The sequence below is a fragment of the Pseudomonas sp. GD04058 genome (assembly GCF_029836855.1).
Lineage (GTDB): Bacteria > Pseudomonadota > Gammaproteobacteria > Pseudomonadales > Pseudomonadaceae > Aquipseudomonas > Aquipseudomonas bharatica.
In genome coordinates, this window is the sequence record NZ_JAOECN010000024.1 from 62,172 (window position 1) to 84,234 (window position 22,063).

The 22,063-nt window shown below is 62.1% G+C and carries 22 protein-coding genes and 4 tRNA genes; 5 read left to right on the forward strand and 21 right to left on the reverse strand.

What is annotated here, in order from left to right:
• Positions 1-94 precede the first annotated feature (94 nt).
• The 7 genes from N7650_RS19030 to rluD form a co-directional block, all read right to left on the reverse strand.
• A tRNA-Pro gene (locus N7650_RS19030) sits at positions 95-171 on the reverse strand.
• Positions 172-269: 98 nt separating this feature from the next.
• Positions 270-345 (reverse strand) — tRNA-Lys (locus N7650_RS19035).
• A 5-nt stretch (positions 346-350) separates the two neighbouring features.
• Positions 351-427, reverse strand: a tRNA-Pro gene (locus N7650_RS19040).
• A gap of 10 nt (positions 428-437) precedes the next feature.
• A tRNA-Asn gene (locus N7650_RS19045) sits at positions 438-513 on the reverse strand.
• Between the two features lie 291 nt (positions 514-804).
• A complete protein-coding gene (gene clpB, locus N7650_RS19050; RefSeq protein WP_009403508.1) occupies positions 805-3,369 on the reverse strand; it encodes an ATP-dependent chaperone ClpB in 2,565 nt (854 codons plus the stop codon).
• 124 nt (positions 3,370-3,493) lie between these two features.
• Positions 3,494-4,234, reverse strand: a complete 741-nt coding sequence (gene pgeF / locus N7650_RS19055) for a peptidoglycan editing factor PgeF (protein ID WP_279899574.1) — start codon at positions 4,232-4,234, stop codon at positions 3,494-3,496.
• Positions 4,231-5,193 (reverse strand): 23S rRNA pseudouridine(1911/1915/1917) synthase RluD, encoded by a 963-nt coding sequence (gene rluD, locus N7650_RS19060; RefSeq protein WP_009403512.1) that lies wholly within the window; start codon positions 5,191-5,193, stop codon positions 4,231-4,233. Before rluD ends, pgeF begins: the two co-directional genes overlap by 4 nt.
• A 151-nt stretch (positions 5,194-5,344) precedes the next feature.
• On the opposite strand from rluD, the gene N7650_RS19065 reads away from it, so the two are divergent.
• Positions 5,345-6,361: an outer membrane protein assembly factor BamD gene (locus N7650_RS19065; RefSeq protein WP_009403514.1), complete on the forward strand. Its 1,017-nt coding sequence runs from the start codon at positions 5,345-5,347 to the stop codon at positions 6,359-6,361.
• 104 nt (positions 6,362-6,465) lie between these two features.
• The gene (locus tag N7650_RS19070; RefSeq protein ID WP_009403516.1) at positions 6,466-6,696 is read left to right on the forward strand and encodes a PP0621 family protein; all 231 of its coding nucleotides are present in this window, start codon (positions 6,466-6,468) and stop codon (positions 6,694-6,696) included.
• A 16-nt stretch (positions 6,697-6,712) separates the two neighbouring features.
• Here N7650_RS19070 and thiO read toward each other — a convergent pair whose 3' ends face one another.
• Genes thiO through pilV form a run of 5 tightly spaced genes read right to left on the reverse strand, consistent with a single transcriptional unit; the run spans position 6,713 to position 9,824 of the window.
• Positions 6,713-7,816 carry a glycine oxidase ThiO gene (gene thiO, locus N7650_RS19075; RefSeq protein WP_279899578.1) on the reverse strand — a complete coding sequence of 368 codons (1,104 nt, stop codon included), beginning with the start codon at positions 7,814-7,816 and terminating at the stop codon, positions 6,713-6,715.
• A 56-nt stretch (positions 7,817-7,872) separates the two neighbouring features.
• Positions 7,873-8,274, reverse strand: a complete 402-nt coding sequence (locus N7650_RS19080) for a type IV pilin protein (protein ID WP_347815655.1) — start codon at positions 8,272-8,274, stop codon at positions 7,873-7,875.
• A gap of 8 nt (positions 8,275-8,282) precedes the next feature.
• Entirely contained in the window at positions 8,283-8,843 is a 561-nt protein-coding gene (locus N7650_RS19085; RefSeq protein WP_080604788.1) for a PilX N-terminal domain-containing pilus assembly protein, read from the reverse strand.
• Positions 8,833-9,477, reverse strand: a complete 645-nt coding sequence (locus tag N7650_RS19090; protein ID WP_279899581.1) for a hypothetical protein — start codon at positions 9,475-9,477, stop codon at positions 8,833-8,835. Before N7650_RS19090 ends, N7650_RS19085 begins: the two co-directional genes overlap by 11 nt.
• Positions 9,474-9,824, reverse strand: coding sequence for a type IV pilus modification protein PilV (pilV, locus tag N7650_RS19095; RefSeq protein ID WP_009403521.1), 351 nt, complete (start codon positions 9,822-9,824; stop codon positions 9,474-9,476). Before pilV ends, N7650_RS19090 begins: the two co-directional genes overlap by 4 nt.
• A 107-nt stretch (positions 9,825-9,931) precedes the next feature.
• Here pilV and N7650_RS19100 point away from each other — a divergent pair, with 107 nt between their 5' ends.
• On the forward strand, positions 9,932-10,438 hold the full coding sequence (locus N7650_RS19100; protein ID WP_009403523.1) for a type II secretion system protein: 507 nt from the start codon (positions 9,932-9,934) through the stop codon (positions 10,436-10,438).
• Here the strand turns inward: N7650_RS19100 and ispH are convergent.
• The 5 genes from ispH to ribF are packed head-to-tail and all read right to left on the reverse strand — an operon-like array spanning position 10,431 to position 16,109.
• Positions 10,431-11,378, reverse strand: a complete 948-nt coding sequence (gene ispH / locus N7650_RS19105; RefSeq protein WP_009403524.1) for a 4-hydroxy-3-methylbut-2-enyl diphosphate reductase — start codon at positions 11,376-11,378, stop codon at positions 10,431-10,433. The two genes, N7650_RS19100 and ispH, sit on opposite strands and share 8 nt — an antisense overlap.
• Positions 11,379-11,392: 14 nt before the next feature.
• Entirely contained in the window at positions 11,393-11,830 is a 438-nt protein-coding gene (gene fkpB / locus N7650_RS19110) for an FKBP-type peptidyl-prolyl cis-trans isomerase (RefSeq protein ID WP_009403525.1), read from the reverse strand.
• Positions 11,823-12,338: a signal peptidase II gene (gene lspA, locus N7650_RS19115; RefSeq protein WP_009403526.1), complete on the reverse strand. Its 516-nt coding sequence runs from the start codon at positions 12,336-12,338 to the stop codon at positions 11,823-11,825. The genes fkpB and lspA overlap by 8 nt, the downstream gene beginning before the upstream one ends.
• Positions 12,331-15,162 (reverse strand): isoleucine--tRNA ligase, encoded by a 2,832-nt coding sequence (gene ileS, locus N7650_RS19120; protein ID WP_064304369.1) that lies wholly within the window; start codon positions 15,160-15,162, stop codon positions 12,331-12,333. The genes lspA and ileS overlap by 8 nt, the downstream gene beginning before the upstream one ends.
• Entirely contained in the window at positions 15,159-16,109 is a 951-nt protein-coding gene (gene ribF, locus N7650_RS19125) for a bifunctional riboflavin kinase/FAD synthetase (RefSeq protein ID WP_009403528.1), read from the reverse strand. The genes ileS and ribF overlap by 4 nt, the downstream gene beginning before the upstream one ends.
• Between ribF and N7650_RS19130 the strand changes: the two genes are divergently transcribed.
• The gene (locus N7650_RS19130) at positions 16,017-16,214 is read left to right on the forward strand and encodes a hypothetical protein (protein WP_167654060.1); all 198 of its coding nucleotides are present in this window, start codon (positions 16,017-16,019) and stop codon (positions 16,212-16,214) included. The genes ribF and N7650_RS19130 overlap by 93 nt on opposite strands.
• Positions 16,215-16,227: 13 nt before the next feature.
• On the opposite strand, the gene murJ is transcribed toward N7650_RS19130, so the two are convergent.
• The gene (gene murJ, locus N7650_RS19135) at positions 16,228-17,766 is read right to left on the reverse strand and encodes a murein biosynthesis integral membrane protein MurJ (protein WP_009403530.1); all 1,539 of its coding nucleotides are present in this window, start codon (positions 17,764-17,766) and stop codon (positions 16,228-16,230) included.
• 252 nt (positions 17,767-18,018) lie between these two features.
• Between murJ and rpsT the strand changes: the two genes are divergently transcribed.
• Positions 18,019-18,291: a 30S ribosomal protein S20 gene (rpsT, locus tag N7650_RS19140; RefSeq protein ID WP_009403531.1), complete on the forward strand. Its 273-nt coding sequence runs from the start codon at positions 18,019-18,021 to the stop codon at positions 18,289-18,291.
• Positions 18,292-18,402: 111 nt separating this feature from the next.
• Here rpsT and N7650_RS19145 read toward each other — a convergent pair whose 3' ends face one another.
• The 3 genes from N7650_RS19145 to N7650_RS19155 are packed head-to-tail and all read right to left on the reverse strand — an operon-like array spanning position 18,403 to position 21,971.
• Entirely contained in the window at positions 18,403-20,718 is a 2,316-nt protein-coding gene (locus N7650_RS19145; protein ID WP_279899592.1) for an MlaD family protein, read from the reverse strand.
• Positions 20,702-21,325: a paraquat-inducible protein A gene (locus N7650_RS19150; protein WP_009403533.1), complete on the reverse strand. Its 624-nt coding sequence runs from the start codon at positions 21,323-21,325 to the stop codon at positions 20,702-20,704. Before N7650_RS19150 ends, N7650_RS19145 begins: the two co-directional genes overlap by 17 nt.
• On the reverse strand, positions 21,312-21,971 hold the full coding sequence (locus N7650_RS19155; RefSeq protein WP_279899596.1) for a paraquat-inducible protein A: 660 nt from the start codon (positions 21,969-21,971) through the stop codon (positions 21,312-21,314). The genes N7650_RS19150 and N7650_RS19155 overlap by 14 nt, the downstream gene beginning before the upstream one ends.
• Between the last annotated feature and the right edge of the window lie 92 nt (positions 21,972-22,063).

Below are 22,063 nucleotides of genomic sequence, written 5' to 3' on the forward strand. Positions count from 1 at the left end.
GAAGGTCGGTGCAGAAGCGCAACAGGAAGGGGCAGGAAAAGGTCATTGCAAAAACGAAAAAGGGCACCCTTGCGAGGTGCCCTTTTTCTGAAGATGGTCGGGGTAAGGGGATTCGAACTCCTGACATCCTGCTCCCAAAGCAGGCGCGCTACCGGACTGCGCTATACCCCGGTAAAAAAAAGGCACCGATGAAGGCGCCTTTTTTACGACTGGGCGCTAATGGCGTTCCAGTCTTTTAAGATTCGAACCCAGCGAACCGGATTCGAAAATGGTGGGTCGTGTAGGATTCGAACCTACGACCAATTGGTTAAAAGCCAACTGCTCTACCAACTGAGCTAACGACCCAAAAATGGTCGGGGTAAGGGGATTCGAACTCCTGACATCCTGCTCCCAAAGCAGGCGCGCTACCGGACTGCGCTATACCCCGGCTTGAAATTTGGCTCCGCGACCTGGACTCGAACCAGGGACCCAATGATTAACAGTCATTTGCTCTACCGACTGAGCTATCGCGGAACATCAATTTCATCTACTGCAATTTCGAACGCTGTATCACTACCGCCTCGAACCCATCGACCTTGTGCATCGCTGCGTTCATGTCTCTGAGGCGCGTCATTCTACAACCTTCAAAACCTTTGTCAACCCCCAATTTGCATTCAACTTACTGATTTGCAACTTGTTTTCAGATTTCCAAAACTGCCTGGAAACCGGGATGACTTACAGCGGGGCGCACTTTACAAGCACTCGAAAGAAAATGCAAAGAAAAAAGGCCCCGAATTTCGGGGCTTTCATCCAAGCTTTGGAAAATCAGGCGAAAACGATCTCCTCGCCTTCCACTTTCGCCGTGATCGCAGTGCCCGGCAGGAAGCGGCCCGCCAGGATCAACTGCGCCAGCGGGTTCTCGATCCAGCGCTGGATCGCCCGTTTCAGCGGCCGAGCGCCATAGACCGGGTCGTAGCCGACGGCGATCAGCTTGTCCAGGGCTTCCGGGCTCAGCTCCAGGCTCAGCTCGCGCTCGGCCAGTCGGCTGCGCAGGCGTCCGAGCTGGATTTGCGTAATGCCGGCAATCTGGTCGCGGCCCAGTGGCTCGAATACCACCACTTCGTCGATCCGGTTGATGAACTCCGGCCGGAAGTGCGCGCCCACGGCATCCATCACCGCAGCACGCTGCGCCTCACGGTCGCCCACCAGATCCTGGATCTGCGCCGAACCGAGGTTGGAGGTCATGACGATCACGGTATTGCGGAAGTCCACCGTGCGTCCGTGGCTGTCAGTCAGGCGACCGTCTTCCAGCACCTGAAGAAGCACGTTGAACACATCCGGGTGAGCCTTCTCCACCTCGTCCAGCAGCACCACCGAATACGGTTTGCGCCGCACGGCCTCGGTCAGGTAACCACCCTCTTCATAACCCACATAGCCTGGCGGGGCGCCGATCAAACGAGCCACGGAGTGTTTTTCCATGAACTCGGACATGTCGATGCGCACCATGGCCTCCTCGGTATCGAAGAGAAACTCGGCCAAGGCCTTGCACAGTTCGGTCTTGCCGACACCGGTCGGGCCGAGGAAGAGGAACGAGCCACTCGGACGGTTCGGGTCGGACAGCCCGGCGCGGGAGCGCCGTACCGCGTTGGCGACTGCCACCACCGCCTCTTCCTGGCCGATTACCCGCTCGTGCAGAAGGCTTTCCATCTTCAGCAGTTTTTCCCGCTCGCCTTCAAGCATTTTCGACACCGGGATACCGGTCCACTTCGAGACGACTTCGGCGATTTCCTCCTCGGTCACCTTGTTGCGCAGCAACTGGTTATCGGCCTTGCCGTGCTGGTCGACCATCTGCAGGCTGCGCTCCAGGTCGGGGATGACCCCGTACTGCAACTCGGCCATGCGGCTCAGATCGCCCTTGCGCCGGGCTGCTTCCAGCTCCTGACGGGATTGCTCGATCTTCTGCTGGATCTGCGCCGAACCTTGCACCTCGGCCTTCTCGGAGGTCCAGACCTCTTCCAGATCGGCGTATTCGCGCTCCAGGCGGGCGATTTCCTCGGTCAGTTTCTCCAGGCGCTTGAGCGCAGCTTCGTCGTCTTCCTTCTTCAGCGCCTGGGATTCCACCTTGAGCTGAATCAGGCGGCGCTCCAGACGGTCCAGCACTTCCGGCTTGGAGTCGATTTCCATGCGGATGCGGCTGGCGGCTTCGTCGATCAGGTCGATGGCCTTGTCCGGCAACTGCCGGTCGGTGATGTAGCGATGGCTGAGCTTGGCCGCAGCAATGATGGCACCGTCGGTGATCGCCACCTTGTGGTGCACTTCATAGCGTTCCTTGAGGCCACGAAGGATGGCGATGGTGTCTTCCTCGCTCGGCTCTTCCACCAGCACCTTCTGGAAACGCCGCTCCAGCGCCGCGTCCTTCTCGATGTACTGGCGGTATTCGTTCAGCGTGGTGGCACCGACGCAATGCAGTTCGCCACGGGCCAGGGCCGGCTTGAGCATGTTGCCGGCATCCATGGAGCCCTCGCCCTTGCCGGCGCCGACCATGGTATGCAGTTCGTCGATGAACAGGATGATCTGGCCTTCCTGCTTGGACAGCTCGTTGAGCAACGCTTTCAGGCGCTCCTCGAACTCACCGCGGAACTTGGCGCCCGCGATCAGTGCGCCCATGTCCAGGGAGAGCAGGCGCTTGCCCTTGAGGCCATCCGGCACTTCGCCATTGATGATGCGCTGGGCCAGGCCCTCGGCGATGGCGGTTTTACCCACGCCGGGCTCGCCGATCAGCACCGGGTTGTTCTTGGTACGCCGCTGCAGGACCTGGATGGTGCGCCGGATCTCGTCGTCACGGCCGATCACCGGATCGAGCTTGCCGTCCTCGGCACGCTTGGTCAGGTCGACGGTGTACTTGTCCAGGGCCTGGCGCGACTCTTCGGCGTTAGGGTCATTCACCGCCTCGCCACCGCGCAGGTTGCTGATGGCATTCTCCAGGGCCTTCTTGCTTACGCCCTGGCTCAGCAGCAACTTGCCGAGCTTGCTGTTCTCGTCCATGGCGGCGAGCAGCACCAGCTCGCTGGAGATGAACTGGTCACCCTTCTGCTGGGCCAGGCGATCGGCCTGGTTGAGCAGGCGCGCCAGGTCCTGCGACATGTTCACGTCGCCAGTGGGGTTCTGGATCTTCGGCAACTGGTCGAGTTCCTTGCTCAACGCAGCCCGCAAGCCATTGACGTCGAAACCGACCTGCATCAGCAGCGGTTTGATCGAACCGCCCTGCTGGTCGATCAGGGCCTGCAACAGGTGGACAGGCTCGATGGCTGGATGGTCCATGCCAACGGCCAGGGATTGGGAATCGGATAACGCCAGCTGTAACTTGCTGGTCAAACGGTCTATACGCATGAGTTACCTTCCTATAAAGGGCAGGCCGGAGCGATGGACACACCTGATGAAGAAAAGCCTGCCTGAGATACTCTCTAGATAGGGATCATTCTGGAAGATTCAAGCGTAGACGGGTTGACACAGGTCAGCGTGATTCGAGCCAGACCAGGGAGGCGAAGCGACCGGTGGTGGAAGCGCGGCGATAGGAGAAGAAGCGCGGGTCGGTCACGGTGCAGTAACCGCCACCATGAACGGCAGTGACGCCGCGGGCCGCAAGGCGGATGCGCGCCAGTTGGTAGATATCGGCCATGAACTTGCCCGGCTGCGCGCCTGCAACGAAGGCTGCATCGGCATCGGGATGGGTTGCGATGAACGCCTCGCGAACCTCGGCACCCACTTCGAAGGCTTGCGGACCAATGGCCGGACCGAGCCACACCAGTACATCTGCAGGATCGGTAGCGAGGGTGTCGAGCGTGGCTTCCAGCACACCACCCGCCAGGCCGCGCCAGCCGGCATGGGCTGCGGCCACCCGGGTCCCGGCGCGATCACAGAACAGGGCAGGAAGGCAATCGGCGGTCATCACGGCGCAGGCGATGCCGGGCGTGTCGGTCCAGCTGGCATCCGCCTCGTCGATCACCTGCGGGTTGGCATAGGCGACGGCAAGGCCGTGTACCTGCTTGAGCCAGGCCGGACGGGCGGCACATTCATCGGTGAGACGGCGACGATTTTCGGCCACCGCGCCTGGCGCATCGCCGACATGGTCACCCAGGTTGAAGGTGTCATAGGGAGCAAGACTGACCCCGCCCGCGCGCGTGGTCACGCACGCACGGACTCCGGCTGGCGCAGGCCAGTCCGGAATCAGCAGGCTGGGGGCCAGGTCGCTCATCCGATGAAGGCCTCGCGATCCTGCTTGAGCAACGACAGCAGCCAGACGAAATCATCCGGCAGCGGAGACTCCCACTTCATGCGCTTGCCGGTTTCCGGATGCTCCAGTTCGAGGAAGCGCGCGTGCAGGGCCTGGCGCGGGAAGGTCTTGACCGCCTCGACCATGGTCGGGCTGGCGGCCGGCGGAATGCGGAAGCGCCCGCCGTAGACGGGGTCGCCAACCAGCGGAAAGTTGACGTGGGCCATGTGCACGCGGATCTGGTGGGTACGACCGGTTTCCAGCTTGACCCGCACGTGGGTGTGGGAGCGGAAGCGCTCGAGCACGCGATAGTGGCTGACCGCCGGCTTGCCGCCCTCGGTCACCGCCATGCGCTGGCGCTGGCCGCCGTGGCGGCCGATCGGCGCGTTGATCTTGCCACCGGCGGTGACCACGCCAACCACGATGCATTCATAGATGCGGCTGACCGTGCGGCTCTGCAACTGGGTGACCAGGCTGGTCTGCGCTTCCAGTGTCTTGGCCACCACCATCAGACCGGTGGTGTCCTTGTCGAGGCGGTGCACGATACCCGCGCGCGGCACGTTGATGATCCCCGGCACATGGTGCAGCAAGGCGTTGAGCAGGGTGCCGTCGGCATGGCCCGCAGCCGGGTGGACCACCAGGCCAGCAGGCTTGTTGATCACCAGGATCTGGTCGTCTTCGTAGACGATGTCCAGCTCGATATCCTGGGCCACCCACTCGCCCTGGGCTTCCTGTTCGGCCTGCAGCGCCAGCACGGAACCGCCGTGCACGATGTCACGGGGCCGCATGACGTTGCCGTCGACGGTCAGCAGGCCGTCCTTGATCCAGGCGGACAGACGCGAGCGCGAATGCTCGGCGAACAATTGGGCGGCGACCTGGTCGAGGCGTTGCCCGCCCATTTCGGACGGTACCTCTGCGCTAAGTTGAATGATCTCGGACATGCTCTGACAAGGCGACGGCACAGCCTTTGGTTTCGGCTGCGCGCTTGTGGTTAAATACGGCGTCTTTTGCCCCGGGTGTGCTCCACGGGGTGCTCATCATAACAGGACGGCCGTGCCCAAGACAGCGGCCGTCATAGGGACGCAAGCCGCCATGCAAGTGAAACACCTGCTGCTGATCGCCATCCTCGGACTCACCGCTGCTTGTTCTTCGAAGGAAGTCGTCGACGAAAACCTGAGCGAAGCCGAGCTGTACCAGCAGGCGCAGGCCGACCTGGACAACCACAGCTATACCAGCGCCACTTCCAAGCTGAAGGCCCTGGAGTCCCGCTATCCGTTCGGTCGCTACGCCGACCAGGCGCAGCTGGAGCTGATCTACGCGAACTACAAGAACGCCGAGCCGGAAGCAGCCAAGTCCGCGGCCGAGCGCTTCATCCGCCTGCACCCGCAGCACCCGAACGTCGATTACGCCTACTACCTGAAGGGCCTGACCTCGTTCGACCAGGACCGCGGCCTGCTGGCGCGCTTCCTGCCGCTGGACATGACCAAGCGCGACCCGGGTGCCGCCCGCGACTCCTACAACGAGTTCGCCCAGCTCACCAGCCGCTTCCCGAACAGCCGCTACGCGCCGGACGCCAAGCAGCGCATGATCTACCTGCGCAACCTGCTGGCGTCCTATGAAATCCACGTTGCCGACTACTACCTGACCCGCCAGGCCTATGTCGCCGCCGCCAACCGTGGCCGCTACGTGGTCGAGAACTTCCAGGAAACCCCATCGGTCGGCGACGGCCTGGCAGTGATGACCGAAGCCTACCAGCGCCTGCACCTGGACGACCTGGCCGCCACCAGCCTGGAAACCCTGAAGCTGAACTACCCTGACCATCCGAGCCTGGTCGATGGCCAGTTCGTTCCGCGTCAGGAAGAGGCCGACAACCGCTCCTGGCTGTCCAAGGCCACCCTGGGCCTGATCAACACTGCCACGCCGTTGCCACCGGGCGAAACCCGCGCCAACCAGGACGTGATCAAGCAGTACGAAGACGCCAAGGAAGCCATTCCGGAGGAATTGCTGCCGAAGGAAGGCGACGCCGTGGAGGAAGAGAATCATGAAGCCGAAGGCAACAATGACGACCGCTCCTGGTTCAGCTACATGACGTTCGGCGTGTTTGACTGATCGCAACCGAATACAAAAAAGGGAAGCTTGGGCTTCCCTTTTTTATTGGCCGCGACTGACGGCTCTTCTACACTGCCGCATCTTCACTGAATAAGCTGGACATCATGGTTCGCCTACTTTTCTGGATTGCCCTGATCGCCGCCGCCTTCTGGCTTTGGCGCAAATTCAAGGCCGGCAACGCCTCCTCGTCGAAGCCACAGCAGGACGCCACGCTCAAGATGGTGCGTTGCGCCCATTGCGGCGTGCACCTGCCCAACGACCGCGCGCTGCACCGTGGCAACGAGTGGTATTGCAGCACTGCACACCTCGAACAAGGCCCTAGCGAAAAGCGCTGAGGCCTGAGTAAAGAGGTCAGATCGCCTGCAAGCGTCCTTGCGGCGCGTAGGGTGCCGGATCGATGATCGGCTCGCGTCCGGCCAGCAAGTCGCTGAACAACTGGCATGAAGCTGGGGCCAGCACCAGGCCATTGCGGTAATGCCCGCAGTTCAGCCACAGCCCTTCGCAGCCAGGGACCCGGCCGATGTAGGGCACACCCTCCGGCGAGCCCGGACGCAACCCGGCCCAATGACCTGCCAGCTCGGCGCCAGCCAATGCCGGAACCAGCTCGATGGCAGAGGCCCGCAGACTGTCCAGGGCTTCGTCGGTCGGGGTTTTATCGTAGCCGGCATGCTCCAGCGTGCTACCCACCAGGATATGCCCGTCTCGTCGCGGAATCGCGTAGCGTCCTTTGGCCAGGACCATGCTCGGCAGGAAATCCTCCGCGCACTTGAACAGGATCATCTGTCCTTTCACCGGTACCACTGGCAACTCGAAGCCCAAGGGCCGCAACAGGTCGCCGCTCCAGGCGCCAGCAGTCAGCACCACCTCATCGGCGGCGATGACACCTTCGACCGTTTCCACGCCAGCGATACGCTCACCTTCGCGGATGAAACCGGTCACCGGGCAATGTTCTTTCAGGATCACGTTCGGCAGTTTCTGCAACGCCGCCTTGAGCGACTTGAGCAAGCGGGGATTGCGCACATTGGCGACCCCGGCCATGTAGACGGCGCTGGCGAAACCGGGCCCAAGGACTGGCACGGCCGAATAGGCTTCGGCTACCGCCACCTTGCTCAACGGCCGCCCTTCCCTTCTGGCCCAAGCCAGCGCTTCGGCCTCGTCGTCCAGGTCCAGCCAATACAGACCGGTCACATGGACCTGTGGATCAATGCCGGTGGCAGCATGCAGGCGATCGCCGAGCTGTGGATAGAAATCCTGCGACCAATGCGCCAGGGCCGTGACCGCCGGGCTGTAGCGCCACGGGTAGAGCGGCGACACGATACCGCCGCCGGCCCAGGACGACTCGCCGCCCAGCCCGCCTTTGTCGCAGACGACGACCTGATCGACTTCCGCGGCCAGGTTGAATGCCGTCAGCAGGCCGATCACGCCGCCACCCACAATCACTACTTGCTTGCTCATCTGTAGATCCAGTACCCGAAATGAACCGCGACGCCGCACTGGCGCCATGAATGCCTTCAACCACCCCAGCAGCCGTTGCCGGCATCTGCATCGCTACCGGGATTGCCGCGCACGCCACGATGATCCAGCTCGAAGTCACCACACACATCGAAAGCCATCGCACCATCCGGGCGCCGGGTGGCGCTCAGCAGAAAGCTGTCGGCTTCACGCCGGGCATTCAGGCGGTAGTGGGCGTTTCCGTCGGGCAGCGGGACAATCGACGCATCGGTATCGAGGTAACGGCCGGTACGGGAATGATGCTGCTCCAGGTGCTGCGCGCTTTCGTACAGGATTGCGCTTATTTCCGTGCGCGCGGCCTTGCGAACCATCTCGCTGTAGCCGGGGTAGGCAATGCCCGCCAGCATGCCGACCAGCGCGACGACAATCAACACCTCGATCAGGCTCAGGCCGTTCTGCATGCGCTGCATCAAGACTCTCCCGGTAGCTGGCGCCAGAGGATGCGGCGGGCGGGGCCGTGATCGGGCGAGAGTGGCCAGGCCACGACGCTTTCCAGGGTGATCCGGGCCTGGCGTTCTTCGGCGCTGGCGGTAATACGGAACAGGGTGACGGGTAGACCTGCCGGCACGCCAACGGCCTTGCTGGTTTGACCAAGGTTCTGGATGAGGTAGCGGCCCGTACCGACCTGCTGCCAGCCGGATGGGGGTGTTCCGCCGAGGCGGGCTTCGGCGGTGGACAGAAGATCCTCTGCGGTCTCGAAGGCCTGAATCGAAGCCAGCAGGTTGCTGGCAATACGGGTTTGCTGGGTGCTGGCCTGGATGGCGAAACAGCCGAGGATGCCCAACAGGACCAATAGAATCATGACCAGTGCCAGTACTGCGCCTCGTTGCATTTTTCTTGCCTGGCGCGGACCTGTGGGAGCTGGCTTGCCAGCGATAGCGGTGGTGAATTCACTATTGCTATCGCTGCGGTTCGGCGGTCCGACAAGCCAGCTCCCACAGGGTTCGCGTCGCTTTTGATTACTGGGCATTACGCAGGACCACGGTGAGTTCGTAAGTCTGCGGGCGCACCCGCTGTCCGGGATCCTCCAACGTCAGGCTGAGCAGCATCCGATCCTCATCCCGACGAACACCGAATCGCCCGATATTGTCGACCAGCACCGCACTGCTGCCCCCACTGCCAAGCAACAGGCTACGACCGTCGAGTCGGTAGGTCTGCTGACGGATGGGCACCGCGAACTGGCCGGGGCCGGCGGTTGCACGGCTTTTCACAACCGTGGCGCTGGCCAGGCAATCGGTCGTCAGCGTCCAGTCGGGAGCGCCAGCCAGCTCGCCCCACTGGGCGCTGATCAGGGTCAGGCTTCGCAATCCACCCTCAGCAGTGTGATCAACCCGGATCGGCTGCTCGAACAACCGCGCTGTAGCTGCATCAGGAAAGCCGATGGAGTCCTGACGCAGGCAGCCAAACATCCCGGCCATGCGAATATCCCCCGCCATTCGGTGCAACACCAAACGCGCATCCTCCTGCAACCGCGCCGCCGCTTCCTGCACCGTCCAGCTGTGCAAGGCGCCGATAAATACCCGGCTCCCCCCAACCAAAAGCAACAACCCCAGGCTCAGCGCGAGGAGCATCTCGACCAGACTGAAGCCCGCCGCTGCCTTCATCGCGAAGCCCCCAATTCGATGGAACGCGCCTCTCCCCCACCGCGCTCGTCGCTCCAGCTCAGCAGTACACCATTTCCGCGCAATGTACCCCGCGCCGAAGCGCCAGCGAAGGCCGCGAGCTGCCGCTGAAACTCATCCTGATCGCGACCATCGACGCCGCGGACCGAGCGCGTTCGCTCCCGCATGCCATGAGCGATAAATGCCGCCTGGCTGACCATTCGCGCACTGTCTGTCCCTTGCACCGAGCGCAACTGCAGACCCGCCGCTCCCAGCAGCCCAAGCGCCAGCACCACCTGCGCCACCATCACCTCGATCAGGGTAACCCCCTGCTGTCGCTTCCCTGCCATACCTGCCTCCTGCGAACTTTCCCCGGCAAAACGCAACCCTGGCCGACTCGACATCACCCGACCCGACGCAGGAACCTAAGCGAAGCACTTCCAGGGAGGAACGCACGATGAAGCAACAGGGAGTAACACTGATCCAGATGCTGTTCGCAGTCGGCCTACTGGCCCTTCTGACACAGCTGGGAACATCGGCCTACGGAAAAATGAGCCACGACTTGCAACAGCAGGCCGTCGCCGAGAGCCTCGCCCAAGCACTGCGCGCCACACGCAGCGAAGCGTTGCTGCGCAACCGGGTGGTCGTGCTGCAAGCATTGGAGGATGACTGGAGCAAAGGCTGGAAGATGCTGCCGGAACAGGCAGGCACGCCATTGTTACGAGAATATTCGATGAGGGGTGGAATCAAGGTGATCGGTAATCAACCGGTCGCGCGGAGAGTGCGATTCAGCGGACTGGGCGCACCACTGCGCGAGAGAGGAGCCTTCCAGGCCGGCACCCTGCTGGTATGCGGGGTGCCCGGACAGGAACGCCTGTATCAGGTCCGGCTGTCGCCCAGCGGCCGGGTCAGAGTGGAGCATGCACCACCCGACCAGCCGCTATGCAACCGGGATATCAACTGATTGTACGAACCCGCAATTCCTTGGGCATGGAGAAGGTAACATTCTCCTCACGGCCATCGAGCTCTTCCGCTCCGCTGGCTCCCCACTCGCGCAGTTGCTGGATCACACCACGCACCAGCACTTCCGGCGCCGAAGCCCCGGCGGTGATGCCGACCCGCTCGACACCGTCGAACCAGTTGCGCTGCAGATCCTCGGCACCATCGATCAGGTAGGCCGGGGTGGACATGCGCTCGGCCAACTCGCGCAGGCGATTGGAGTTGGAGCTGTTCGGGCTGCCGACCACCAGCACCACGTCGCACTCGTCGGCCAGCTGCTTCACCGCATCCTGACGGTTCTGGGTGGCGTAGCAGATGTCGTCCTTGCGCGGCCCGCCGATGCTCGGGAAGCGCGTGCGGAGGGCATCGATAACGCGACTGGTGTCGTCCATCGACAGCGTAGTCTGGGTCACGAACGCCAGTCTATCGGGGTTGCGCACCTCGAGCCTGGCAACATCGTCCTCGTCTTCGACCAGATAGATGGAGCCACCATTGCTGTCGTCGTACTGGCCCATGGTGCCTTCGACTTCCGGGTGCCCGGCATGGCCAATCAGGATGCATTCCTTGCCGTCGCGGCTGTAGCGTGCGACTTCGATATGCACCTTGGTCACCAACGGACAGGTGGCGTCGAACACCTTCAGGCCGCGCCCGGCAGCCTCCTGGCGCACGGCCTGGGAAACACCATGGGCACTGAAGATGACAATTACGTCGTCCGGAACCTGGTCCAGCTCTTCGACGAAGATGGCCCCGCGGGCGCGCAGGTCTTCGACGACGAACTTGTTGTGCACCACTTCGTGACGCACATAGATCGGCGGCCCGAAGACTTCCAGCGCACGGTTGACGATTTCGATCGCCCGGTCCACGCCGGCACAGAAGCCACGAGGGTTGGCGAGTTTGATCTGCATGAGGGACTCCCGGCTCAGACGGCCTTCACGTCGAGGATTTCCACCTCGAAGTTCAGGGTCTTGCCAGCCAGTGGGTGGTTGAAATCGACGGTCACCTGGGCATCGTCGAAAGCCTTTACCACACCGGGCAGTTCAGTGTTGGCAGCATCGTTGAAGATGACCAGCAGGCCTTCGGAAAGCTCCATGTCCTGGAACTGCGAACGCGGCATGATCTGCACGTTCTGCGGATTGGGCTGACCGAAGGCGTTTTCCGGGATCACGGTGACGCTGCGCTTGTCGCCGGCCTTGAAGCCGAAGATCGCCGCTTCGAAACCGGGAAGCAGGTTGCCATCGCCGACCTTGAACACCGCCGGAGCCTTGTCGAAGGTACTGTCGACGGTATCGCCGTTTTCCAGATGCAGGGCGAAGTGCAGGGTGACTTCGGTGTTCTGGCCGATACGGATGTCACTCATGGACAGGTTCTCCGGACTTTTTGCTCTTGAACATATCCAGCGCCAGCATCACCGCACCGACGGTAATGGCGCTGTCGGCCAGGTTGAAGGCCGGGAAGTACCAGCGGTTCTGCCAGTGCACGAGGATGAAATCGATCACGTGGCCGAGCACGATACGGTCGTACAGGTTGCCCAATGCGCCCCCGAGGACCAGGGCCAGGGCAATCGCCAGCCAGGTCTCTCCGCGCCCCAGGCGCTTGAGCCAGACCACCAGCACCGCACTGACCACCACGGCGATCAGGGCGAACAGCCAGCGCTGCCAGCCGGAGCTGTCGGCAAGGAAGCTGAAGGCGGCGCCGGTATTGTAGGCCAGGGTCCAGCTGAAGTAGTCGGGAATGACCACGATCTGCTGGTACATGCTCAGCGAGTTTTCGAAATGGAACTTGCTGGCCTGGTCGAGGACCAGGACCAGCGCGCTCAGCCAGAGCCAGGCGAGGCGGCCGAACCGCCCCGCAGACACATTAGGCATAGTGACGCACCTCGCCGTTACCGCTGATGTTGTCCACGCAACGACCGCAGATTTCCGGATGTTCCGGGTTGATGCCGACATCGGCGCGGAAGTGCCAGCAACGGCCGCACTTGGCATGCGCGGACTTGACCACCTTCAGCTTCAGGCCGGAAACCTCGGTGACCACGGCATCGGCAGGCGCTTCGACGAACGGCGCGACGCTTGCAGCGGAGGTGATCAGCACGAAGCGCAGCTCGTTGCCCAGCCTGGTCAGGTCGTTGCCCAGGGCCTCGTCGGCGAACAGGGTCACTTCGGCCTGCAGGTTGCCACCGATGGCCTTGGCCGAACGCTGGTTCTCGAGTTCCTTGTTGACGGCAGCCTTGACCGCCATCACGCGATCCCAGTAGGCGCGATCCAGCTCGGTGCCTTCCGGCAGCTCGGCAAGGCCCTGGTACCAGGTGTTGAGCATCACCGACTCGTTGCGCTCGCCTGGCAGGTACTGCCACAGCTCGTCCGCGGTGAACGACAGGATCGGCGCGATCCAGCGCACCAGCGCTTCGGCGATGTGGTACAGCGCGGTCTGGCAGGAACGACGGGCAACGCTGTTGGCGCCGGTGGTGTACTGGCGGTCCTTGATGATGTCCAGGTAGAAGCCGCCCAGCTCCTGCACGCAGAAGTTGTGGATCTTCGAGTAGACGTTCCAGAAGCGGTATTCGCCGTAGTGCTCTTCCAGCTCGCGTTGCAGCAGGAGGGTGCGGTCTACGGCCCAGCGATCCAGCGCTAGCATGTCTTCGGCCGGCAGCAGGTCGCGGGCCGGGTCGAAGCCGGACAGGTTGGAAAGCAGGAAGCGGGCGGTGTTGCGGATGCGACGATAGGCATCGGCGCTGCGCTGCAGGATCTGCTCGGAAACCGCCATCTCGCCCGAGTAATCGGTGGCAGATACCCACAGGCGCAGGATATCGGCACCCAGGGTGTCGTTGACCTTCTGCGGCTCGATGGTGTTGCCCAGCGACTTGGACATCTTGCGACCGTTTTCGTCAACGGTGAAGCCGTGGGTCAGCAGCTCGCGGTAGGGCGCGTGGTTGTCGATGGCGCAGCCGGTCAGCAACGAGGAATGGAACCAGCCGCGGTGCTGGTCGGAACCTTCCAGGTACAGGTCGGCGCGCGGGCCGGTCTCGTGGCCGATATTGTGCGAACCACGCAGCACGTGCCAGTGGGTGGTACCGGAGTCGAACCAGACGTCGAGGGTGTCGGCGATCTTGTCGTATTGGCCGGCCTCGTCACCGAGCAGCTCGGCGGCGTCCATCTTGAACCAGGCCTCGATGCCTTCCTGCTCGACGCGCTTGGCCACTTCCTCCATCAGCTCGACGGTGCGCGGGTGCAGCTCGCCGGTCTGCTTGTGCAGGAAGAACGGGATCGGCACACCCCAGTTGCGCTGGCGCGAGATACACCAGTCGGGACGGTTGGCGATCATCGAATGCAAGCGCGCCTGGCCCCAGGCCGGGACGAACTTGGTGTCTTCGATGGCCTTCAGGGCGCGTGCGCGCAGGGTGTCGCCATTGTTCGGCTGCTTGTCCATGCCGACGAACCACTGCGCGGTGGCGCGGTAGATCAGCGGGGTCTTGTGGCGCCAGCAGTGCATGTAGCTATGGCTGATGGTCTCGGTGAACATCAGCGCACCGACTTCGGCCAGCTTCTCGACGATATGCGGGTTGGCTTTCCAGATGAACTGGCCGCCGAAGAACTCCAGCGAGTCGACGTAGACACCGTTGCTCTGCACAGGCGTGAGGATGTCGTCGTTGACCATGCCGTAGCGCTTGCAGGTGACGAAGTCGTCTTCACCGTAGGCCGGGGCGGAGTGGACCACGCCGGTACCGGCGCCCAGCTCGACGTAGTCGGCCAGGTAGACCGGCGACAGGCGATCGTACAGCGGGTGACGGAAATTGATCAGTTCCAGGGCCGAACCCGGGGCGGTGGCGATGACCGAACCTTCCAGGGAGAAGCGCTTCAGGCAGGATTCGACCAGCTCTTCGGCAAGGATCAACAGCTTGTCGCCGACATCGACCAGGGCATAGGTGAACTCCGGATGGATGTTCAGCGCCTGGTTGGCGGGGATGGTCCACGGGGTGGTGGTCCAGATCACGATGGAGGCCGGCTTGCCCAGGGACGCCAGGCCGAACGCGGCGGCCAGCTTGTCTTCATCGACCGCCTTGAAGGCGACATCGATGGTCTGGGATTTCTTGTCGGCGTACTCGACCTCGGCCTCGGCCAGGGCCGAACCGCAATCGAAGCACCAGTTCACCGGCTTCAGGCCCTTAAACACGAAGCCGTGCTTGACCATCTCCGCCAGGGCGCGGATTTCGCCGGCCTCGTTGGCGAAGCTCATGGTCTTGTATGGGTTGTCCCAGTCGCCCAACACGCCCAGGCGGATGAATTCGGCCTTCTGGCCTTCGATCTGCTCGGCAGCGTAGGCACGGCACAGCTCGCGGGTCTTGTCCGCCGTCAGGTTCTTGCCATGGGTGACCTCGACCTTGTGCTCGATCGGCAGGCCGTGGCAGTCCCAGCCCGGAACATAAGGCGCGTCGAAGCCCGACAGGGTCTTCGAACGGATGATCATGTCCTTGAGGATCTTGTTGAGCGCGTGACCGATGTGGATCTTGCCGTTGGCATAGGGAGGGCCGTCGTGCAGGACGAACTTAGGACGATCCTTGCCAATCTCGCGCAGCTTCCGGTACAGGCCAATACTGTCCCAACGCTGCAGGATCTGCGGTTCGCGCTGTGGCAGGCCGGCCTTCATGGGGAAGGCGGTGTCCGGAAGGTTTAGCGTGGCTTTATAGTCGGTCATTTCAGGCTCTTGGTTAGCGGTTGAGCGTGCCAATGGGCACGAGCGGCGGCGATATCCGCATCGATCGCCGACTTGAGCGCCTCCAGGGAGGCGAAGCGCTGCTCTTCACGCAGCTTGTGGTGGAATTCCACCGTCAGGCGCCGGCCATACAGATCACCGGCGAAATCCAGCAAATGCACTTCGAGGTGGGCGCTACCGTCGCCGGCGACGGTGGGACGCACGCCAATATTGGCGACACCCGGCCACACCTTGCCGTCGATCTGCACACTGACCAGGTAGACCCCGCTCAGTGGCACGCGACGGCGCTTGAGTTGTACGTTGGCGGTGGGCGTACCCAACTGCCGGGCCAGCTTCTGCCCATGCAGGACCCGCCCGCCGATACGGAACGGCCGCCCCAGCAGGCGCTCGGCCAGGGCGAAGTCCGCCGCGGCCAGGGCATCGCGGACCTGGGTGCTGCTGACCCGCAGGCCATCCAGCTCGACCGTCCGCGCCGCTTCGACAGTGAAACCGTAGCGCTGGCCGGCGTCCTGCAGGAAGGCGAAGTCGCCGAGGCGGTCGCAGCCGAAGCGGAAGTCGTCGCCGACCTCCAGATGCTTCACGCCGAGGCCGTCGACCAGGATGGTCTCGACGAACTCGTCGGCGCCAAGCTTGCTCAAGCGCTGGTTGAAGGCCAGGCACAGGACCCGATCGACCCCTTCCGCGGCAAGCAGGGCAACCTTGTCACGCAGGCGTGCCAGGCGTGCCGGGGCGGTTTCCGGGGCAAAGTACTCGCGCGGCTGCGGCTCGAAAATCACCACGCAGCTGGGCACGCCCAACTCCACCGCACGCTCGCGCAGTCGCGCCAGGATGGCCTGGTGACCGCGATGAACTCCGTCGAAGTTGCCAATGGTAGCAACACAGCCCCGATGCCGGGGGCGAAGGTTTTGAAGGCCTCGAACCAGCTGCATAACGCGCTTCTTGCTCATAAAGTGGTCGATTATAACCATACCCGGGCGCCGACGACAGGCAACAGCACCTCGCCAGCACGCCGATTTCACCAAACCGACGCCTGACCTGCGCCGCCCGTCAGTGCAGGGCCTTGCGGGCGAAGTCCCGGGGGCGGAAGCCGAACAGGAACAGGCAGCCAAAATAAGTCACGACGCCTGCGACAATCAGTCCTCCCAGGCGCAGGAAGCGCATCGGCATCTCCCCTTGTGCCCAGGGTGGCATGAACTGCATGCCGACCAGCAGCACGGCGCACATCAGCAACACCGCGATCACCAGCTTGACCAGGAAAGCGGTCCAGCCAGGCTGCGGCTCGAACAGGCGCTGCTGGCGCAGTTTCCAGTACAACAGGCCTGCGTTGAGGCAGGCACCGACACTGATCGCCAGGGCCAGACCGGCATGCTGCAACGGGCCGATGAACACCAGGTTGAGCAATTGCGTCGACACCAGGGTAAACAGGGCGATCTTCACTGGCGTACGGATGTTCTGCTGGGCATAGAAGCCAGGGGCCAGGACCTTGATCATGATGATGCCAAGCAGACCCACCGAATAGGCAATCAGCGCGCGCTGGGTCATCTGTGCATCGAAGGCGCCGAACTTGCCATATTGGAACAAGGCCACGGTCAGCGGCTCGGACAGAATCGCCAGGGCCAGGGAACAGGGCAGCACCAGCAGGAAGCACAGGCGCAGGCCCCAGTCGAGAATCTGCGAGTATTGCTGGCGGTCCTTGTTGGCGTAGGTCTTGGCCAGGGTCGGCAGGAGGATGGTACCCAAGGCGACGCCAAGCACGCCGGAGGGCAATTCCATCAGGCGATCGGCGTAATACATCCAGGACACGGAGCCGGCCACCAGGAAGGAGGCGAAGATGGTGTTGATGATCAGCGAGATCTGGCTGACCGAAACCCCCAGGATGGCCGGTAACATCTGCTTCAGCACGCGCCAGACGCCGGTATCGCGCAGATTCAGGCGCGGCAGCACAAGCATGCCGATCTTTTTCAGATGGGGGAGCTGGAAGGCGAGCTGCAACACCCCGCCGACCAGCACGGCCCACCCCAGGGCCATGACCGGCGGATCGAAGTACGGCGTGAGGAACAGCGCGAACACGATCATCGCGACGTTGAGCAGGGTTGGCACGAAGGCCGGGACCGAGAAGCGGTTCCAGGTATTGAGGATCGCGCCTGCCAGGGACGACAGCGAGATCAGCAATATATAAGGAAAGGTCACGCGCAACAGATCGGTGGTCAGCTGGAATTTCTCCGCACTGTCGACGAAACCCGGCGCAGTGGCCCAGACGATCCAGGGCGCAGCCAGCACGCCAAGTGCGGTGACCAGGGCCAGGACCAGGGTGAGCAAGCCAGCGACGTAGGCGACGAAGGTGCGGGTCGCCTCCTCCCCCTGCTGGGTCTTGTATTCGGCCAAAATCGGTACGAACGCCTGGGAAAAGGCGCCCTCGGCGAAGATCCGACGCAGCAGGTTGGGCAGCTTGAAGGCGATGAAGAAGGCGTCGGTGGCCACGCCAGCGCCGAAGATGCGCGCCAGGATGGTGTCACGGACGAAGCCCAGAACCCGCGACACCATGGTGATGGAACTGACCGCAGCCAAGGATTTGAGGAGATTCATCGAAAGTTTTTCACGTCGTGGGATGAAGTGCAGGCCGAACGCCATTTGAATGTGCAATAATGCGCGCCGCGCAAAACAGGCAGCGCAAAAGCTCCCGAGTTTACAGGTCGTGCACCAGAAGGGAATCATCCCGATGGAGAGAATGACCGCCGAGCGGAACCCCGCTCGTGGCCTTGACAAGCAGTCAACTCATCGGCATGATTCGCGGCCTATTTTGTTTGCTATTTACCAAGTCTTTCGAGGAGCTCGACGGTGGCCAACTCACCTTCCGCCAAAAAACGTGCAAAACAGGCTGAGAAGCGTCGCAGCCACAACGCCAGCCTGCGTTCCATGGTTCGTACCTACATCAAGAATGTAGTCAAGGCCATCGACGCAAAAGACGCCGAAAAAGCGCAAGCTGCTTACATCCTGGCTGTGCCTGTAATCGACCGTATGGCCGACAAGGGCATCATCCACAAGAACAAGGCTGCTCGCCATAAAGGCCGTCTGAATGGCCACATCAAGGCGCTGAAAGCTGCTGCCTAAGCGACAAGCTTGTTAAAGAACCGACCTCAGGGTCGGTTTTTTATTGCCTGCGATTTCTTCCATCGCTAGTTGAAAGAGGCCCGGACGCTTCATGCACCCGGGCCCGCCTGGTTACTTGCCGATAGGAATCTTCGGCGCCCACTGCAGCCATTCATCTTCGGCCTTTTCGAACAAGGCGAAGGTCTGCTGCGGCAGGGCAGGCTTGCCCATCTGCTCGCCTTCCGGCGTGGCGAAGGCGATCCCCCCCTGGATCATGGTTTCCAGGGACTCGGTCCGGATCGTCGCGCCCTTGATCAAACCGAACTCGAAACCAAAGCCGCTGGTATTCCAGAACCGGCTGCCACCGCGAACCAGAGCTGCGTATCGCGGCTCGATCAGGATATGGATGAGCACGCGATCAGCGGTCTGCCCCAGCTCGAAGCCCGTCACCTTGCCTACGGGGATCTCCCGATAGGTCACCGGCACCCCCGGCTTGATCGAACCACGCCTCGGCGCACTCAAGACCAGTGCCAGGCCTTCCGGCGGCCCGATGACTTGTGGCGCCTCCAGCAGGGCCGTGAACTCGCGCTGCGGCCCCTTGTTCTGGGCTGCCGGCTGAACCTCCAGGTATTGTCCGGTTATCAGGGTGCCAAGGTTCTCCGTCTTGACGATCCCCAACGCCGGCTTGACCACCCAGAACTGCGTACCTACTCGAGCGATACGTTCGGGGACCTCGGTAATCCGCGCCTTGAGCAGCACCGACTGCAAATCGGCACTAAGATCGACGGCCTCGATCTTGCCGACATCCAGCCCCTTGAATCGAATCGGCGTGCCGACTTTCAAACCATCGGCGTCGGCAACCTTGATCGTAATCGGGATACCCGAAAGATTGGCTGCCTCCTGGCTTTCATGCAGGCGGAAGGTAGGTATCCGGCGCTTGAGCGGGACGTTGGGCGTCGGGGTATCGAAGGAAATACCGCCCGCCATCAGGCTTTGCAGCGACTCGCTCTTGATCTGGATGCCCGACAAGCCGCCCGTGAGCGTAATGCCACTGGCATTCCAGAACCGCGTCGAGCCGTTGACCAGGCCGGCATACTCCGGCTCGATATGCACACCGATCAGCAGACGCTTCTGGTGTTTACGGGAGAACTGGTAACTCTGCACGGTACCAACCTTCACCTGGCGGTAAAGGATAGGGCTGCCGACTTCCAGCGATCCGAGATTTTCGGTGAACAGCACGAGATGCAGGCCAGGCGACTTGAGATCGAGAGGTGGCGCCTTGGCCCGGGCCTCGAACTCGCGCTGCGGCGAGGCGCCCTTGTCGCCCGGCCGTACCGCGATGTAATTACCCTTGACCAAGGCCTCAAGGCCGGTGATGCCCGCAAGGGAAATCGACGGCTTGACCACCCAGAACTGGGTGCCCTGCACCAGGTAGTCCTCGGCCAGGGGATCGAGGGTCAGTTCGGCCATAGCACTGTTAAGATCGGACTCGACCTTCAGCGCTTTCAGCGTACCGACCTGGATACCCTTGTACATCACTGGCGTGCGACCGGCCTGTAAACCTTCGAAGTCGCTCAGCTTGACCTTCACCCGGATGCCGGCCTGGGCCGCATCGAAGTCTTCGTAAAGGCGGAACGGCAGGCTCGGATCCGTGGGCGGGCTGTCCTTGCGGTATTCCGGCGTGGCAAAGGCGATACCGCCGGCAACAATGCTGGCCAGGGACTCGCTGCGAATCTTGACCCCCGACAGACTGGCGTCGACACTGACCCCGCTGGCATTCCAGAACCGCGTGTGCTTGCGCACCAGCGAGGCATAGGCTGGCTCGATGAAGACCTTGATCTCAACCGTTCCCTGGTCTTCGGCCAGACGATAGCTCTTCACCCGACCCACCTGGATCTGCTTGTAGAACACTGGACTATCACGGTCGAGCGAGCCGAGGCGATCGGCCTTCAGAGTCAGGTGCAGGCCTGGCTCGCTATCGGACAGCGGCGGCGCTTCCGGCAAGGCGACGAAATATTTGGTCGGCTCGCCATCGCCCGGGCTGACGGCAATATAGTTACCCGAAACCAGGGTCTCCAGACCCGTGATACCCGCGAGCGTGACGCTGGGCTTGACCAGCCAGAAGCGCGTATTGGTCAGCAGATGAGGCTCTGCAGCGGGATTCATTTCAATGGTGGCGACCACTCCCGCATCGCTACCCTTGGCATCCAGGACCAGGCTCTTGACCTTACCGACCGGCATCCCTTTGTAGACCACTTCGGTCTTGTTGGCGACGATGCCGTCTCCACTCTTGAAGCGGACCTCGATATTTACCCCCGAGTCCCGGTAGGCCTGCCAGCCAAGCCAGCCACCAATGACCAGGGCGATCAGGGGCAAAATCCAGATAGCCGACCAGTTCGAAGCTGGGCGGGTTCTAGCCGTAGGCAAATCGTCACTCATGGTCGTCATCCGACTCCGTGTTATCCCAGATCAGACGGGGATCGAAAGTTACTGCCGCGAGCATCGTCAGTATCACCACGCTGGCAAAGGCGACGGCGCCCAGGTTGGCTTCGACGCTGGCAATGCGTCCGAAATTCACCACCGCGACGAGAATCGCAATGACGAAGATATCCAGCATTGACCACCGCCCGATGAACTCGATGAAGCGGTACATCAGGATGCGCTGCCGAGCGGATAGCGGCTGGTGGCGCTGCACCGAATAGAGCAGCAGGGCGATACCGACCAGCTTGAAGGTGGGCACCAGGATACTGGCGATGAATACGACAGCCGCGATCGGCAGCATGCCGTGCTTCATCAAGGTGATGACCCCGGACATGATGGTGTCGGGGCTACCCTGCCCCAGGGTACTGACGGTCATGATGGGCAATACGTTTGCCGGAATATAAAGAATCGCCGCGGTAATCAGCAACGCCCAGGTACGGACAAGACTATTGGGACGGCGGGCATGCACGATCGCACCGCAGCGGGTACACACCTGTGAACTGGACTCAGGCTGCTGGCGGTTGAGCTCATGACACTCGCAACAAATAAGGATCCCGGCATCAATCGCCCGCATGCAGGTCTTCTCCCGACAACGCCACCCAGATCTGGTGTGGCGACATGACTATTTCCAACCACACCTGGACGAGCAAAAGACTGATAAAGCACAAAAGCCCAAGACCCAGACTCAGTTCGGCCAGGTCCACCAGCTTGACGATAGCTACCAGCACACCCATGAAGTAGACCTCGAGCATGCCCCAGTCACGTAGATGGTGATAAATACGGTAGAGCAGCAGGCCATAGCCTCTTCCGACATTCCAGCGAATGCTCAACAACACGGCAAGCTGGCATAGCAACTTAAGTAGCGGAATTGCCATGCTGCAGAGAAATACCACCACGGCAACGCCACGCATCCCGGAATCGTAGAGGCCGAGCACGCCACTCCAGACGGTGTCGTCCGAATTCTGCCCCAACAAATGGAGCTGCATGATTGGCAGGAAGTTCGCCGGGACATAAAGCATCAATGCCGCGAGGACCAGGGCAAGGCTGCGCTCTACGACCTTATGCCGGTGGGCATACAGCTCATAGCCACAACGGGGGCACACGGCCTTCTCATCGCGCTTGAGTACAGGCTTGCGCATCAGCAGATCGCACTCGTGGCAGGCCACCAGTTCGTCCAGCGGCAGATTGGCAAGCGGCCGGGAGTCGGCAGGATCGGACATAGGAAAATTCTGAATGACGGCGTCGAGGTCTATTCTAGTGCGCCGCTCGGGTTTGTGGGGAAGCCGGAAAGACAAAACCCCTACCTGCATAA

Coding starts and splice junctions, on each gene's coding strand:
- N7650_RS19090 (WP_279899581.1), bottom strand. CDS start 9,477: ATGAAGGCAGCGGCGGGCTTCAGTCTGGTCGAGATGCTCCTCGCGCTG.
- N7650_RS19085 (WP_080604788.1), bottom strand. CDS start 8,843: ATGCCCAGTAATCAAAAGCGACGCGAACCCTGTGGGAGCTGGCTTGTC.
- lspA (WP_009403526.1), bottom strand. CDS start 12,338: ATGCCTAATGTGTCTGCGGGGCGGTTCGGCCGCCTCGCCTGGCTCTGG.
- clpB (WP_009403508.1), bottom strand. CDS start 3,369: ATGCGTATAGACCGTTTGACCAGCAAGTTACAGCTGGCGTTATCCGAT.
- N7650_RS19150 (WP_009403533.1), bottom strand. CDS start 21,325: ATGCGGGCGATTGATGCCGGGATCCTTATTTGTTGCGAGTGTCATGAG.
- N7650_RS19155 (WP_279899596.1), bottom strand. CDS start 21,971: ATGTCCGATCCTGCCGACTCCCGGCCGCTTGCCAATCTGCCGCTGGAC.
- rluD (WP_009403512.1), bottom strand. CDS start 5,193: ATGTCCGAGATCATTCAACTTAGCGCAGAGGTACCGTCCGAAATGGGC.
- pgeF (WP_279899574.1), bottom strand. CDS start 4,234: ATGAGCGACCTGGCCCCCAGCCTGCTGATTCCGGACTGGCCTGCGCCA.
- ribF (WP_009403528.1), bottom strand. CDS start 16,109: ATGCAGCTGGTTCGAGGCCTTCAAAACCTTCGCCCCCGGCATCGGGGC.
- pilV (WP_009403521.1), bottom strand. CDS start 9,824: ATGGCAGGGAAGCGACAGCAGGGGGTTACCCTGATCGAGGTGATGGTG.
- ispH (WP_009403524.1), bottom strand. CDS start 11,378: ATGCAGATCAAACTCGCCAACCCTCGTGGCTTCTGTGCCGGCGTGGAC.
- N7650_RS19080 (WP_347815655.1), bottom strand. CDS start 8,274: ATGCAGAACGGCCTGAGCCTGATCGAGGTGTTGATTGTCGTCGCGCTG.
- N7650_RS19065 (WP_009403514.1), top strand. CDS start 5,345: ATGCAAGTGAAACACCTGCTGCTGATCGCCATCCTCGGACTCACCGCT.
- ileS (WP_064304369.1), bottom strand. CDS start 15,162: ATGACCGACTATAAAGCCACGCTAAACCTTCCGGACACCGCCTTCCCC.
- thiO (WP_279899578.1), bottom strand. CDS start 7,816: ATGAGCAAGCAAGTAGTGATTGTGGGTGGCGGCGTGATCGGCCTGCTG.
- N7650_RS19100 (WP_009403523.1), top strand. CDS start 9,932: ATGAAGCAACAGGGAGTAACACTGATCCAGATGCTGTTCGCAGTCGGC.
- N7650_RS19070 (WP_009403516.1), top strand. CDS start 6,466: ATGGTTCGCCTACTTTTCTGGATTGCCCTGATCGCCGCCGCCTTCTGG.
- murJ (WP_009403530.1), bottom strand. CDS start 17,766: ATGAATCTCCTCAAATCCTTGGCTGCGGTCAGTTCCATCACCATGGTG.
- N7650_RS19145 (WP_279899592.1), bottom strand. CDS start 20,718: ATGACGACCATGAGTGACGATTTGCCTACGGCTAGAACCCGCCCAGCT.
- fkpB (WP_009403525.1), bottom strand. CDS start 11,830: ATGAGTGACATCCGTATCGGCCAGAACACCGAAGTCACCCTGCACTTC.